We start from the raw sequence: 15,266 nt of genomic DNA on the forward strand, positions 1-15,266 counted from the left end.
CATATTTTATAAATTTTGTTAGCTTTTATAGCATATTTTCTATTTAACACAGTAACGATAGAATATGTTTTATAAGTCGAAGTGTTTTCAAAATTTGTTGATAGCTTGTATTTGTCACCTTTGCACAAGCGCATCAATACAAGGAGGTAATAATGCACGAGACAGTCAAAGAAGATCTTTTAAAAGAAGATTCACTTTTGGCTACATCTGTGTGGAGCGCGATGCTAGCTGGTAATCGTAAGTTTGCAGAAGGCTCATTAAATTGCCATGGACTTAGTGAAGAAACAAGATTATCTCTTATTGAAGGTCAGCATCCTGGGGCTGTTGTTCTTTCCTGTGCTGACTCGCGTGTGGCTCCAGAATTTGTGTTTGGTGCTGGCTTAGGTGATATTTTTTCTGTTCGCACTGCAGGCGAAGTGCTTGATGATGCTGTAATTGCATCTTTAGAATACGCTGTAAGCGATTTGGGAGTAAAAGTGCTTGTTGTTCTTGGACACGAGCATTGCGGTGCTGTACAAGCCGTTTTGCCGAATGTGCAAAAGCTGGTTTCTAAATACGGCGAAGATGAAGCAAGCGAAATAATTGAGTCTAGCGAGTCAATATTGCTTCGTTCTTTAGGGCCGGCTGCGCTCGCAGGTATTGAAGAAGACTTGAGCACGGACGATATTGAGCGCATTCACGTGTCTAATATGTTGGCTGAAATTTGCGATAAATCTCAAATTATTCGTGAAGCCGCTTTTAACGATAACCTTATGCTAGTTGGCGCTAGATATAGAATGAGTGATGGTTTGGTAGAGGTTCTTTCATGCTAAGTAGCATGTAGTCGCATTTTTAACAGAATTATTAATACGTTGTTAGGTTACAGATATGAATCAATCATCTAAAGATACGCTTGATGCAAATTCTGCAAATTCCACTAATTCTGCGAACTATCTTTTCTTGCTTGTCGGAGCTCCTTTAGTAGCTTTTATTATTGCAGCTGCTCCTGCTTTACAAGGGCAACATCCTTGGTTTCTAATTGATACAACAATTCGAGGTGTTTCCGGATTGTTGCTACAAGCTATACCTTTTACGCTCATAGGTGTGCTTGTTTCTGCTGCAGTAGAAACTTGGGTAACTGCTGATTTTATCGAGAAACATGCTCCAAAATCCACGGCAAATGGTTTCTTGGCTGCCATATTGGCTGGCGTTTGCGTGCCTGTTTGTGATTGTGTAGTAGTTCCAACATTTTCTCGTTTAGTCGCAAGAAAACTACCTTTGCCGTGCGCCATAACTTTTTTATGTGCAGTTCCTGTTGTAAATCCAGTATCTGTATTGGCAACATTTTATGCGTTTTCTGACGCTCCAGCTGTTGCTATTATGCGTATTGCTCTAGGTGTTGGTATTGCATTATTGGTTGGATTAAGTTTTGTTATATTCCCTTCGAAAACCAATATTTTGCGTAAGAAAATTTTAGTAGAAAGCGAATCTTCTTTACATTGTTCTTGCGAATTGAATAACGAAAGTGATCTCACAAAAAGTAATATTGAAAAGCCTAGTATTTCTGCACAAATTCGCAAATATGTGCAGCATATACATCAGGATTTAATAAAATTAATTCCAATTATTGTGTGTGGAACTATAGTTGCTTCTGTAATTCGCGCATGGCTCGGAGCTGATCCTGCTTCTCGCGTGCAAGTGAGTAATGTTTTCATTGCTATTCCGGCAATGATGGCTATTGCGTACGCAAGCTCTCTATGCTCAAGCTCAGATGCTGTAATTGCAAGAAGTTTAGCAACATCATTGCCTATGTCGTCAGTGCTAGTATTTCTGCTGTTTGGTCCTATGCTTGATTTAAAGAATACGCTTATGCTCGTTGAGGATTGTCGTGGTAAATTTGTGTGGCGCTTAACATTAACTATTGCTTTTGCGTGCTTCCTAGCGTCGTTATTAGCTCAATGGGCTTGGGGGTTCATCGCATGAAAAAGCAAAAATGTGCTGAGCATAATGCTTGTAAAAAAATCACTTTAGCTCAATTTGTAGAAGCTATTTTATTGCTATTTTTTGCAATCATAATTGCTGAAGTTGCTTTAAGCGGTCAATATACGCTTTTTACTACGCCTAGAGCATATTATTATTTGTTAATTGCTGCTATTTTGCTATTTATTTTGTCTATATGTGCTGCGATTGGATGGTTTTCTGTTTCTTCGCGAGATGCTTGGCGTATGCTTGTAGCTTTCGTTGTTCCTGCGCTACTTATTATTATTCCTTTGTGTTACGCTCAAAATATTAGTTTAGATGGATTCGACCAGTATGCTGGTGGTCGTGCTATTGCTATTCGTAGCCAAAATTATCCTTTGCCAGGATTGCAGGAAAAGTCTCGTGAGATAACAGTTGATGATGATGATTTTGGCTCATGGTATGACGAAATTGATCATAATGCTGCAAAATATGATGGATACACAATTACTCTTACAGGTTTTGTTAGCAGAGATTCTACGTTGAATGCAAATCAATTTAGGGTATCTCGTCAGCTTATGTCATGCTGTATTCTCGACATGTCTCCGTTTGGATTAGTTGCAGAAAAATCAAATATTGGCGAAATTCAAGATCACGAATGGGTGCGTGTTCGTGCGCGCGTTTCTAGGGGCAATATTGGCATTCCTGGATATCAGCATTCTGGAGTTGTGCTGCACGTTATATCAATGCAAACAGCTCAAGCTCCAACTGGATATTTTTATCGCCCATAAATAATTTATCTTCGTTAATGATGATAATTATTTTAGAATTGTTGATATCGCATAGAAGTAAACTAAGATAACAAGTATGGCGATTGGTTTTAATATTCTACTCATTATGATTTTTTTGCTATTTGGTTCCGTATTTGCGGCAACCGAATTAGCTTTAGTGAGCTTGAGAAGTTCGCAAATTGATCGCATGGAATTGCAGGATGCGCGTGGCGCTAGAGTTGCAAAAATTGCTCGCGACCCTAACACTTTTCTATCTGCTCTACAAATTGGAGTAACTCTTTCTGGCTTTCTTTCTGCATCGTTTGGTGAGTCTGCTTTAGCTCCGTATGTTGTGCCGGTTGTATGTTCATGGGGTGTTTCTTCGCACGTCGCTGGCCCACTTACAACAATCTTTCTAACTCTTGTTATTTCTTACTGTTCTATTGTTATTTCTGAATTAGTTCCAAAACGTATTGCTATGCAGCGTGCTGAGCAGATTGCTAGATCAGTGGTTCCGGCAGTTGATGTTTTTTCAAAGATTTGCAAGCCTTTAATTTGGCTTATTGGAAAGAATACTAACGGTTTTGTGCGCATTCTTGGCTTTGATCCTAATGAGAAGGAAAGCGAAGTTTCTGACGAAGAACTGCGTGTGCTTGTCAATAGCAATAAGCGTTTAAGTCAAGATGAGCGCACTATTTTGGATGATGTGTTTGATGCGTCTGAAACTATTGTTGCTGAAGTAATGCGTCCTCGTGCTGATGTTGAGTTTTTGGATGGCTCGTTGAGCCTTGAAGAAGCTGCGGCGAAAATTCGTGAGCTTCCATATTCCAGATACCCTGTTATTGGCAAGGATTTTGACGACGTTATTGGTTTTGTGCATGTTCGCGATTTGTTAGATGTGCGTGATCCAAATGCAAAAACTGTTGCAGATGTAACTCGCGAAGGAATTAGTCTTCCTGGAACTTCAAAACTATTGCCGAGCCTAGAGCTGCTTCGAAAGCGCGGAATCCATTTGGCTATTGTCATCGATGAATATGGTGGAACTGACGGAATTGTAACTCTTGAAGACATGACAGAAGAGTTGGTTGGAGATATTCGTGACGAATATGATTTGCCGGATGAAACTGAGCAAAGTAATGCGAATAAAACAACTGCTTTTGTAAATGGTGTTGCAAAAATTGATGGCGGTATGACCATTGAAGATTTTGCTGACATTACAGGCATTGAGCTTGAAGATGGACCTTATGAAACTGTTGCAGGCTATTTCTTAGCGCATACTGGTTCAATGGGAAGTGTTGGAGCTGTTTTGCATGATGCGGATGGTTACGATATGACTGTGACTGCGGTTGATGGTAGACGTATTGCGACGATTGAAGTGCGTCGCCGCGCGTAGTTTAAGCCATAGCAGTAGAATAATAACGGTATTAACAAACCTAAGGAAGGATAGAACATGGCTTTGTTGCATATTTTGCCAGGTCTCGACGAAGCGGCCAGTGAAAAGGCTGTTGCCATTTTACAGAATCGTTTAAGCCACGAGCAGGAAGCTGCTTTGGTGCTTAAGCATGCGCATTGGAATGTTACTGGTCCAGATTTTATTGCAGTGCACGAAATGCTTGATCCGCAGGTTGCTGAAGTTTTGGCGCAGGCGGATGAAACTGCTGAGCGAATTGCAACTTTGGGTGGTTCTCCACTTGGACGTGCTGATGATGTTGTTGCTGCTCGTACATGGAAGCGTTTTGCTTTAACTGGTCGCAAGTCCACAAAGGAGTATTTGCAAGCGCTTATTGAATACTATAACGATATGATTGCAGACGATCGCAAAGCTATTGCAGAGCTTGATGAGCTTGATTTAGTTAGCTCAAATATTATTCAAGATCATGTTCAACAGTTGGAAAAGTTCCAGTGGTTCATGCGTAGTCATCTTGATTAATTAACCTCTGTTTAATTTTTTTGATTCAAACCGCAACATGCTGTTTTCTTTTTATGGCGTGTTGCGGTTTGACATTTTCTGTGTCTGTGCTAATGTAACTACTTGTATGTTTTAGGCATACAAGTTGGGCCCGTAGCTCAGGTGGTTAGAGCGCATCCCTGATAAGGATGAGGTCGGAGGTTCAAGTCCTCCCGGGCCCACGATAGAATGGTTACATTCTTTCAAATGGGGCTATGGCGCAGCTGGTAGCGCATCTGCTTTGCAAGCAGAGGGTCAGGAGTTCGAGTCTCCTTAGCTCCACAAACAGAGTTCTGATTGATTTTTCAATCAGAACTTTTTTGTTTATCAATTTCTTTCTTGCCGCGTGCCCATCCAATTTTTGGGGAATAACCCAATTTTTTACTGATTACCCCTAATAAAATTAGGGTGATACCCTGATATTTGTCAGTGTTGCAAAAAAATATGAAAAATGCTTAAATAGTTGAATCTCCTTGCAAAGATTACGGTATATATTCTGCTGTAACAAAATGTAGTCTCACGTGCACAACTTGGGCAGTGCAACAGGCTCTCAAATTAGCTGGAAGGGTGTAGAAATGATTTATAAGATAAAACAAAATATTGCTGATATTTCTGCTGGCGTAGTTTCTTTACTAGTAGCTTCATTTGTTAAAGGTCAAGGTTGGAATATTCAAAATATTATGATTTGGCTTGCAACATTCGCAGCAACATATATCACATTACGTCTATTATTTATGCTTTTCAAAATCGTAAGAACTCTTCTCACTAAAAAACAGTAAATTTTAGGGTTATAGGCCGAATTTGTGTATCGACAAATGATGAGTTTAGGTAGAGCTTTATTGCGATTTTTTATTGGAACTCATTATGGTGCTTTTTTGGAAGCATGATATTTACATGAGAACGCTTCTCATCAATGGTTGTTGTTAATATATTCATTAACAAATAAACATAAGTATCTTTACGCCGTGTATTGAGTGCGCTATTTAAGTTGCTCTTGGTGGGTTAACAAGGCGTGAAATCGTGTGTTAGCAGCGTTTTAAGCGTAGTTAACCTGATCAGCGTAAGGAAAGTGTATGCGTAAACTTTTAACATATTGCCGTCGTGCACCACAATTAACAGTCGTAATTCTTGCTTTTCCGTTTATTGCGGCTTTGTACTCGTATAATTTGCCTATATTAACCACTTTCTGTGAGCAAATTTCTAATTTTTCGCAGCAAATCTTTGATTTCTTAAAAATTAATTGTGATATTGCAATAAGTCTTAGTGTTGGCAAAACTATTATTGCTATTCTCGTTTTATATACGAGCGTTATTTCTTTGCGTAACATGATTAAAAATTTATTGCGTGGAACTTTAGGTATTGATTTACTAGCTTTTGTTGCATTGCTTGCAACACTTTGTATTGGTGAGTTTTGGGCGAGCTATCTTATTGTTGTAATGGTTTGGACGGGAGAGGCAATTGAAGATTTTGCGCATATGAAAGCTCAGCGCAATCTATCTCTTTTAGTAAGCGCAGCTCCAAAAACTGCTCATCTTATGACTTTGCCAGGTATTGAGCATGGAATGAATCATAATCAAGCAAATGATGAATCCTACGAACCGCCATGTTTGAGTGAAAATCAGTGCAAGCCTAGCTCGTGTGTTCTGTGCCAGCATGCTGAATTTAGAAAAGTAGATGCCGCTAATTCTAAGCAATCTAATAGTAGCGAGCAAAATTGCGAAAGTAATTGCGAAAATAATAACTTGCAAAATTGCAACTGTAAACGAAATAATTGCCCATTTTTGCAAGCATCTACAGACAGCGAAATCTCCTCAAATTTGCAGCGTTACGCTACAGTTGCAGTCGATGATTTAAAAGTTGGAAACGTAATTATTGTGCTTCCTGGCGAAACAGTGCCAGTTGACGGTGAATTACTAAGCGGTTCTGCAACTCTTGATACAAGTGCTATTAATGGCGAATCTGTGCCTAGAGAAGTGTTTGCAGGAGCTTCAGTGCTTTCAGGCTGCGTAAATGGCGGCGTTGTGCTTATTATGCGCGTAACAAAGCTATCTGAGCATTCTCAATACCAGAAGATTATGCAGTTGGTTGAATCAGCTAGGTCTTCTAGGGCAGCTGTAGTTCGTTTTGCAGATATGCTATCCGTGCCGTTTACTGTGCTGTCTTTTGTAATTGCCGGTTTTGCTTGGGGCTTTTCTGGTGAAGTGTTGCGATTCGCGCAAGTGCTAGTCTTGGCGACTCCGTGTCCGTTGTTAATCGCAGTGCCGGTTGCGTGCATGGCTGGTACTGGGCGTTTAGCAAAACTTGGAATTGTTGTTAAAAGTCAGGATGTGCTTGAGCAATTAAGTCGTGTAACAGACGTGTTTTTCGACAAAACTGGCACGTTGACAGTTAAGCAGCCGCAAGTTGTGAACGTAGAAGTAATTGATACTGCACAGAAAGCCGATCGAATTGTGATGCTTGCAGGTGTGCTAGAAACGTATTCTCAGCATATTCTCGCTGGAGGCATTGCAAAAGCAGGTTCAGTTTTGTGGGAGCGCACACATCCATCTTCAACTCCGCAATTGCCTAGCGTTAGAGAGTACCCAGTAGTGCATAGTGTGAAAGAAACTGCAGGTCAGGGTATTCAGGGCGTTGTAGACGGCGTTCTAGTGCGCGTTGGGCGTAAAAAGTATGTTACAGAGCAAGCTGATGTCAATGAACATGGCATGAATCATATTGCGGCACAATATGTAGTCAATGCGCTCGCTGCAGACGAAATGGCAACCTACGTTTCCTTTGACGGAGTGCTGGTTGGTCGGATTGTGTTAAAAGACGTGCCTCGCGATAACGCGAAATCAACTATTGACGCATTGCGTACGCTTGGTGCGCGCTCAATAGCTATTCTTACTGGAGATAGTTTGCAAGCTGCAACAACAATTGGTAAAAGCGTTGGAATTGACACAATATATGCAGATTTGCTTCCGCAAGATAAATTAGCGTATGTAAAAAAGCACAATTACAATGCAGTTCGAAGTAAGAAAGATTCGACTGTAACAATGATGGTTGGAGACGGTGTAAACGATGCTCCAGTTCTTGCTGCATCCGATATTGGCGTAGCAGTAACAGATGGCACAGATACGGCAGCATCTGAGTGCGCACAGGTAGTTATTATGAACAACGATATTTCTTCTGTTGCAAGCGCAATAAGAGTAGCAAAACATACTAAACGCGTCATGGTTCAGTCAGTATTGATGGGTATTGGATTGGCAATTATAAGTATGCTCTTTGCGGCTTTCGGTTTTATTCCAGCAGTTATTGGCGCAATGATGCAAGAAGCAATTGATGTTGTTGCTATTATGTGGGCTTTAACAGCATTGCGCGAACGAAAATAAAAATATTTTTGGCAATATCTTTAAGATATTCATTACGACACCTTTAACAATATTCGTTTGAGCATTTTATCTATTTAATTGTTTTATTCGTTTGAGCATGTTGTAAGACGAAGTAATGCGCTAGTCTAATTATGAAAGCATACGAGTTAGCTTCAGACGGTAATGGCTCAAGCTTGTACGTAACTTATTTTTGGCGAAGAATTACATATAAACGCTTTACAGTTACTCTGCTGAGTGGATTGAGGCAACCTATGCTTGTAGGCCGCGCTAAATAGCGCGAAAACGGTGAAAAGTGCCGTAGATAAAGCTCAATATGGGGATAATAATGGAAAAAAATAACTTAAACGAAAATGTTTCACAAGAAACATCTCAACTGCGTCTTGCTGTAATAGGAGCAGGCCCTGCAGGAGTGTATTCTTCCGATATCTTCTTACGTCAGATTGCAAAGCGTGGAGAAGAATTGGGATTAGGCTCTAGCGCTCGCATTGATCTTTTTGAAAAATTGCCAGTGCCTTTCGGATTAGTGCGTTACGGAGTGGCTCCGGATCATCCAAGTATCAAATTTATTGCGGATGCGCTTGAAAAGACGCTTGATAATCCAAATATTCATCTTTATGCAAATGTTGAATTTGGTAAGGATATTGCATTAGAAGATTTATTGGAACGCTACGATGCTGTGCTATTTGCAACCGGCGCTGTGAAAGATAGGCCTCTTCGAGGAGTTCCAGGCGCCGATTTAAACGGAGTGTACGGAGCTGCAAAATTCGTAGAATGGTACGACGGGTATCCAACTAGCAATCGAGAATGGCCGCTTGAAGCTAAAGAAGTAGCTGTTATTGGCGGTGGAAACGTTGCAATGGATGTTGCTCGCGAGCTTTTACGAGATCCTGATTATTTGCGCGCTCATACAGATATTCCAGATGATGTGTATGAGGGATTGCAAAAAAATCAAACTCAAACCTTGCATTTATTTATTCGCAGAGGCGTAGCTCAAGCGAAATTCTCTGTTCAAGAATTGCGCGAAATGGAAAAGTTATCCGGAGTGCAAATTGTTATTAATGAGGATGATTTTGAACTTGACGATGAGACGATAGAAGTTGCCGGTAACGATAAGCTCACGCGCCAAATGGTTGAGGAGCTTTTCGCTATTCGCGATATGGCTGAAGATATGGAAGATGGCGGAAACGTTGATTTTGAGGGGAATCCAGCCAACAAACGCTATATTATCCACTTCAACTGCGCGCCGGTAGAAATTCTTGGTGAAGATGGGCGTGTAAAAGCAATACGAGTTGAGCGTACAACTACAAGCGCGGATGGCACAATGACTCGTACTGGAGAGTTCGAGGAGTATGCCGTTCAAGCTGTTTACCATGCCATTGGCTACCATCCTGCAGAAGTTGCAGGAATTGCTTACGATGAAAAGCGTACTTTGCTTGCAAATATTGATGGACGAGTAGTGACGTCTGTAGAAAATGGCGAAGTCCGTGAGCGATTGTATGCAACCGGATGGGCTAAGCGTGGGCCGGTAGGATTAATTGGCTCTACAAAATCTGATGCTCTTTTGATTGTTAATAATATGCTTGAAGATTTATCTAAAGCTAGCAATGCTGGACGAATCGCACCTGATCGCGATGAAAATTCTATAGATAAATTATTGGCAGAAAAAGGCATTAAACCAATTGATTACGCTGGTTGGAAGAGAGTTGATTCTTATGAGCGTGAGCTTGGAGCCAATGAGCAGAGAACTCGAAAGAAAGTTGTTTCAGCTTCTGAACTTGTAAATATTGCTTTAGGTAGCAAGTAATGCTCTAAATAAACTGAAAATATTACTTAGTATTTAAGTTTGTAGTTAGTAAATACGCAGTATATATTCAGAAAAATTTAAGTTCGCATTATTAAGATGGCTCATATGTTGAAAGGCTTGAGAATACACTATGGCAGCTTAAAAGCCGCACTATTTTTTGTTATTGTGTGGCTTTTTCTTGCCTTATGCTGGATTCTTGCTGGCTCGCGTCTTTCGTCACTAATATGGTTCATTATTCCTGGTATCACATTTAGCGTTTTTGCTTATTGGTTCTCAAGTAATTTTGCGATTATTGCTATGCATGCTACAGAAGTTAGTGAAGAAGAAGAGCCTGTGCTTTACGCAATGGTTAGAGATTTATCTGCTCGAATTGGTAAACCTATGCCGCGAGTAATGGTTTCTCCCTACGAAAGTCCTAATGCTTTTGCAACCGGTAGAAGTGAGCGTCATGCGAGCATATGTTGTACTCGTGGTTTGATTAATATTCTTAACGAGCGCGAGTTGCGTAGTGTTATTGGTCATGAATTAACTCATATTTATAATCATGATATTCTCGCTTCTTCGCTGGCTACTGCTACAGCAACAGTATTAACGTACGTTGGTTCTTGGCTTGTTTATGTCGGGGATACGTATCGTCGTGATATTCGCAAGTATTGCAAATTTATCGGTAAGTTTTTGAATATTTTATTCGCTCCTATTGCTTCTGTTATTGTCAATGCAATTATTCCTGGTTCGCGTGAATTCGACGCAGATAAGGGAGGTGGCGAAATTACTGGAGATTTTGCTGCGCTTGCTTCCGCGCTTAATAAAATTACTTACGGCATGCAGCTTCACGAGATGAAATCTACTGCCGGATTGCAGGCTGTTGCTTCTTTGATGATTATTTGCCCATGGAATGATAATGCTTCTGCGCTTGTGCGTTTGTGCACTGCGCGTCCTACTGTTCAGGATAGGATTGGGCGTTTAATGAGCATTGCTGCATGAATATTTTATTTGTTAAACTTGCTTGTCTTGTTTATTGAGTGCATAAACCAATTCTTAAATGTTGAAGCGGTAAGCTGTGCATGATACCCTTAGATGGTTGTTGAAACTAGTTTGCTTTTAATTACAACATGCGGATGTAGTTCATCGGTAGAATGGAAGCTTCCCAAGCTTCAGAGGCGGGTTCGACTCCCGTCATCCGCTCCATTCAGATTGTAAATTTGCATAAGTTGTAGTTTTTGTGCATTGGATGTATAAAAACTACAACAGCTTGGCATTGGTTTGAGTCAGAATAGTCCTGAGCGGTTTTGAGTAGTCAAGTACTTTTTTGACGTAGCTGTCGCCCCTATACACAAGCTACATAAAAAGCGCTGAGATACTTATGATATTAATGAATCATAAGTAAATCAGCGCTTATCTTATTATTAACAAATTACACGAGATAGCTATCTATTGATGGTGCTAATTAATAATCATTAATTAGCAATAATTAGAACGTGCGAACATCGTAGAAGTTGTTAAGTTCTTCCATCCAACGTCCAGTGCCAGAAATATCTCCTCGAGTACCTACGGTGAAACCTGGGAAATTGTTCATACGAGCCTCAAGATAGCTTCTAGAGCTATGTCCTTGCGCAGAATTGCCGACGCTTATAGCTCCAGCAAAATTGCCAACAGAACGAATAACCTTGTCATTGTCTACTTTGTAATGAACAGCGTAACCTTCTCGAGTGAGCTTATTGCCAGTATTGGCGACTGCACGTAACCAACGGTTGAAAATATTTCCCCAAATTTGTGGTGAATTGAATGTGTAAATTTTCTTAATCCAGTTGTAGCCTTTGCCTTTAGCACGAATTAAAGCACGCTGTGCAAGATATCCTCCGAGTGAATGTCCGGTAATATACAAATTGCTAACAGTATTTTCGCGACCATAACGCTCAATCAACTGCTCAACATCTTTAGCTTGATCTGGGTTATGACCTACAGCTATTGCAAAATCATCATCGTAATCATTAAATTGGGAAGTTCCACGAATTGCTAGTACTTGAACAGTGCCTTGTTCTAAGAATGGGTATGGACTTACATTTTCAAACAAAACAGCATCAAATCCTCCCCTTTTGTGGTAGGTTTCCTTAACCTTCCAGAATGGTGCGATCTCATTGTGCATAAGGCGGTACTCATTGCGATTTTTGTAAATGTCGTGAAGCGGTTTAGTGTAATCGAGTACCTTATTTATGTAATTATCATCTCGATAAGAAAGTTCAGAGAATAAAACCATATCGCGAGGGCTAATATCCCACCTGCGAGGATTGCTGTCTTGATTATCTGGAATACCATCGCCATCGGTATCGTTCATCATAGGGTGAGAATTGTACCCATAATAAGTCTTACCGTCTTTAGTGTAAGTGTAAATTTCCTGGCTATTAGTTAAGCCGTCACCGTCTAAATCAGCTTGTGGATCAAGAGGCTTCTTGTGATATAAAGACATATCCAAAGCACCAGGTAAATCTAAGCCTATAGTTCCATCTGCGATTTGTTTAGCTGTTTCAGCAGTAAGTGGAGTTTTTGCATAATTATCCGCGGTTGTCGCCATTGCTGGTGTTGTGAAAGCAGATAGGCTCAAGAGCATGCACAGACTAGTTAAGAGCCCTGTCGCCGCATTGCGTTTCATAGTACCTCCCATATTTTGTTTAGTTTTGTAGTCAACAAATGTATAGGGCGACTGTTTCTTATTATAATTACGATTTGTAGCACCTCTTTGTTAACTACGTGCGTTATATAAATTACTCGAAATTTATTTTGCCGCCACAATTACTATTCTACACGGTTCAATTGTATAGTCTACATAAACAAAAGTCCATACTTCTAAATAAATGTTGTTGCTTCTTTTTTGTTCATTAAAATCATTGACGATGTGTATAAGCTCCATAGAAAACATCTATATAACTAGAGTTATGAATAGCCATAATCTATTCTTAATAATGAAAATAAAAGCGCGACGAATGCGCAAATGACCTATTTAGGAGAATGATATGAGTTTAATGAACACGCATATTCTTCCATTCAAAGTAAATGGTTATAAGAATGGCGAATTTGTTGAAGTAAGCGATACTGATGTTCTTGGCAAATGGGCAATTTTCTTCTTCTATCCAGCTGATTTTTCATTTGTATGCCCAACTGAGTTGGAAGATCTTGCAAATCACTATGAAGAATTGCAAAAGCTAGGCGTTGAAGTTTACTCAGTTTCTACTGATACGCATTTTGTGCACAAAGCATGGCATGACGATTCTGAAGCAATTGCAAAAGTAAAGTACACTATGTTGGGCGATCCTTCTGGAGCTCTTTCGCGTAACTTTGATGCTTGGAATCAAGAATCTGGTTTAGCTCACCGTGCTACGTTCCTCGTGGATCCGCAAGGTATGATTCAGTTCTTTGAGATGACCGCAGATGGAATTGGTCGTAACGCAGACGAGCTTCTTCGTAAAGTTAAAGCAGCACAGTATATTGCAGCGCACCCAGGCGAAGTTTGCCCAGCAAAATGGGAGCAGGGCGAAGAAACCTTGGAACCTTCTATCGATTTAGTCGGCAAAATATGATTTTTGCAATTAAATATTAAATATTAAAGAATCTTCTTTAAATAATCATCTCAATGCGTAGGGATCTACGTCCATAGTTTCCTACGCATTTCTCTTATTTTTGCTTGTGACTAAAATTGCAGAAGGAAGTAAACTATGTCTTTGTTGAATGCGTCATTAACTGCTCAGCTTTCAGAATTACTAAAAAAGATGGTATCTAAAATAGAAATCATTTCTTACGTTGATAATTCTGAAACCTCTCAAAAAGTCAAAGCCTTGTTAGAAGAAGTATCTCAACAAAGCGACAAAATTAGTATTTCTGAAGTAAATAATAATGAAATCAACAATTCGAAGCGTAAGCCAAGTTTTGAATTGCGTAGAAAACTAGATAATCCAGTAAATGGAGAAGATACTGTATCGGTTAGTTTTGCAGGATTGCCTTTAGGACACGAATTCAGCTCTTTAGTATTAGCGCTTCTACAGGTAAGTGGCTATGCGCCCAAAATTAGTGATGCGCAGCGCAATGCAATACTAAAGCTTGGTTCACATAATGTGACAACGTACATGTCGGTAACTTGCTTAAATTGCCCAGAAGTTGTGCAATCGCTTAACACCATTTCTATTATTAACCCTAAAATTCAGCATACTGTAGTTGAAGGTAGCGCTTTCCGCGAAGAAGTAGACAAACTCGGTGTAATGAGCGTGCCAGCAGTTTTTGAAAATAGCAAACTTATTTCCTCTGGACGAGCAGGAATTGACGAACTTGTATCTGTGCTCGCAGCACAAGAAAAATCTGTTGAGCAGAATGAGGATGGCAATAATGATAATAGTGTTTCTTCGGCAAATGTTGCGCTCGCAGAAAAAATGAATTCACAAAATCCATACGATATTGTTATTGTTGGTGGCGGTCCTGCTGCTTCCACTGCCGCAATTTACACTGCTCGCAAGGGCTTGCGTACGGCTATGATTATGGATCATCGTGGCGGCCAGGTTGTAGAAACTGAAAGTATTGAAAATCATATTTCCCAAACACATACTACTGGTTCTCAACTAGCAGCAGATTTAACTAAGCATATTTCTCAATACGATATTGACGTATTTACTCCTGATTGGGCAGACTCGCTCGATTTATCTAAGGAACCATATGGGTTGCATACTATTCATGCGCGTTCTGGTGGATCTTTGAAAGCGCGTGCAGTGATTATTGCAACTGGAGCTACTTGGCGTACGTTGGGCGTTCCTGGAGAAGATGAGTATAGGAATAAAGGCGTATCATTCTGTCCTCATTGCGACGGTCCACTTTTCAAAGATAAGAATGTTGTCGTTGTTGGCGGCGGAAATTCTGGTGTTGAAGCTGCTATTGATTTAGCAGGAGTTGCAAAACATGTGACGGTGATTGAGTTCATGGATGTGCTTAAAGCGGATCAAGTATTGCTTAATGCTTTGCATAAATTACCTAACACTGAAGTTATTACAAGTGCTGCAGTAAGCAGTATTGAAGGCAATGGTAGTAAAGTTACTGCAATACGTTACATAGATCGCAATAAAGCAAACAATGATGAAAACAGAGAACATATTGTTGAAACTGATGGGGTTTTTGTGCAAATTGGTTTGGCTCCAAATACTCGCTGGCTCGCAAATCAGATTCCTCTAAATAGTAGAGGAGAAATTATTACAAATCGCGCTGGATGCACTGATACTCCGGGTGTTTTTGCTGCTGGAGATTGTTCAGACGAACCGTATAAGCAGATCGTTACAGCGTATGGAACGGGCGCAAATGCCGCATTGTCTGCATTTGACTATCTTATCCGCAGCACGCAAAATAAATAATTTGTAAGATTTATTATGTAATAAACGTAATAAACAAGGGGGAGACGTCTT

At 40.1% G+C, this 15,266-nt stretch carries 12 protein-coding genes and 3 tRNA genes; 14 read left to right on the forward strand and 1 reads right to left on the reverse strand.

The window, feature by feature from the left end; all coding sequences use genetic code 11:
• Positions 1–152: 152 nt before the first annotated feature.
• The 12 genes from AC1EK3_RS05195 (at position 153) to AC1EK3_RS05250 (ending at position 11,019) form a co-directional block, all read left to right on the forward strand.
• A complete protein-coding gene (locus tag AC1EK3_RS05195) occupies positions 153–812 on the forward strand; it encodes a carbonic anhydrase (protein WP_480033046.1) in 660 nt (219 codons plus the stop codon).
• A gap of 55 nt (positions 813–867) precedes the next feature.
• Positions 868–1,962: a permease gene (locus AC1EK3_RS05200; RefSeq protein ID WP_415687046.1), complete on the forward strand. Its 1,095-nt coding sequence runs from the start codon at positions 868–870 to the stop codon at positions 1,960–1,962.
• On the forward strand, positions 1,959–2,729 hold the full coding sequence (locus tag AC1EK3_RS05205) for a TIGR03943 family putative permease subunit (RefSeq protein WP_415687045.1): 771 nt from the start codon (positions 1,959–1,961) through the stop codon (positions 2,727–2,729). Before AC1EK3_RS05200 ends, AC1EK3_RS05205 begins: the two co-directional genes overlap by 4 nt.
• A gap of 76 nt (positions 2,730–2,805) precedes the next feature.
• On the forward strand, positions 2,806–4,101 hold the full coding sequence (locus AC1EK3_RS05210; protein ID WP_480033045.1) for a hemolysin family protein: 1,296 nt from the start codon (positions 2,806–2,808) through the stop codon (positions 4,099–4,101).
• Between the two features lie 57 nt (positions 4,102–4,158).
• On the forward strand, positions 4,159–4,638 hold the full coding sequence (locus AC1EK3_RS05215; protein WP_012913682.1) for a Dps family protein: 480 nt from the start codon (positions 4,159–4,161) through the stop codon (positions 4,636–4,638).
• A 126-nt stretch (positions 4,639–4,764) separates the two neighbouring features.
• A tRNA-Ile gene (locus AC1EK3_RS05220) sits at positions 4,765–4,838 on the forward strand.
• Between the two features lie 27 nt (positions 4,839–4,865).
• Positions 4,866–4,938 (forward strand) — tRNA-Ala (locus tag AC1EK3_RS05225).
• 239 nt (positions 4,939–5,177) lie between these two features.
• Positions 5,178–5,435, forward strand: a complete 258-nt coding sequence (locus AC1EK3_RS05230; protein ID WP_480033044.1) for a hypothetical protein — start codon at positions 5,178–5,180, stop codon at positions 5,433–5,435.
• Positions 5,436–5,729: 294 nt separating this feature from the next.
• Positions 5,730–8,027 carry a heavy metal translocating P-type ATPase gene (locus AC1EK3_RS05235; protein ID WP_480033043.1) on the forward strand — a complete coding sequence of 766 codons (2,298 nt, stop codon included), beginning with the start codon at positions 5,730–5,732 and terminating at the stop codon, positions 8,025–8,027.
• 325 nt (positions 8,028–8,352) lie between these two features.
• Positions 8,353–9,831 carry an FAD-dependent oxidoreductase gene (locus tag AC1EK3_RS05240; protein ID WP_480033042.1) on the forward strand — a complete coding sequence of 493 codons (1,479 nt, stop codon included), beginning with the start codon at positions 8,353–8,355 and terminating at the stop codon, positions 9,829–9,831.
• Positions 9,832–9,927: 96 nt separating this feature from the next.
• Entirely contained in the window at positions 9,928–10,815 is an 888-nt protein-coding gene (locus AC1EK3_RS05245; protein WP_480033041.1) for a M48 family metalloprotease, read from the forward strand.
• A 130-nt stretch (positions 10,816–10,945) separates the two neighbouring features.
• Positions 10,946–11,019: transfer RNA gene (locus tag AC1EK3_RS05250), tRNA-Gly, on the forward strand.
• A 283-nt stretch (positions 11,020–11,302) separates the two neighbouring features.
• On the opposite strand, the gene AC1EK3_RS05255 is transcribed toward AC1EK3_RS05250, so the two are convergent.
• A complete protein-coding gene (locus AC1EK3_RS05255) occupies positions 11,303–12,481 on the reverse strand; it encodes a lipase family protein (RefSeq protein WP_480033040.1) in 1,179 nt (392 codons plus the stop codon).
• A 361-nt stretch (positions 12,482–12,842) separates the two neighbouring features.
• On the opposite strand from AC1EK3_RS05255, the gene ahpC reads away from it, so the two are divergent.
• Both ahpC and ahpF read left to right on the forward strand, forming a co-directional pair.
• On the forward strand, positions 12,843–13,406 hold the full coding sequence (ahpC, locus tag AC1EK3_RS05260) for an alkyl hydroperoxide reductase subunit C (protein ID WP_004119771.1): 564 nt from the start codon (positions 12,843–12,845) through the stop codon (positions 13,404–13,406).
• A 135-nt stretch (positions 13,407–13,541) separates the two neighbouring features.
• The gene (ahpF, locus tag AC1EK3_RS05265) at positions 13,542–15,215 is read left to right on the forward strand and encodes an alkyl hydroperoxide reductase subunit F (RefSeq protein ID WP_480033039.1); all 1,674 of its coding nucleotides are present in this window, start codon (positions 13,542–13,544) and stop codon (positions 15,213–15,215) included.
• Positions 15,216–15,266 lie beyond the last annotated feature (51 nt).

The sequence above is a fragment of the Gardnerella sp. C0026F2 genome (assembly GCF_056590715.1).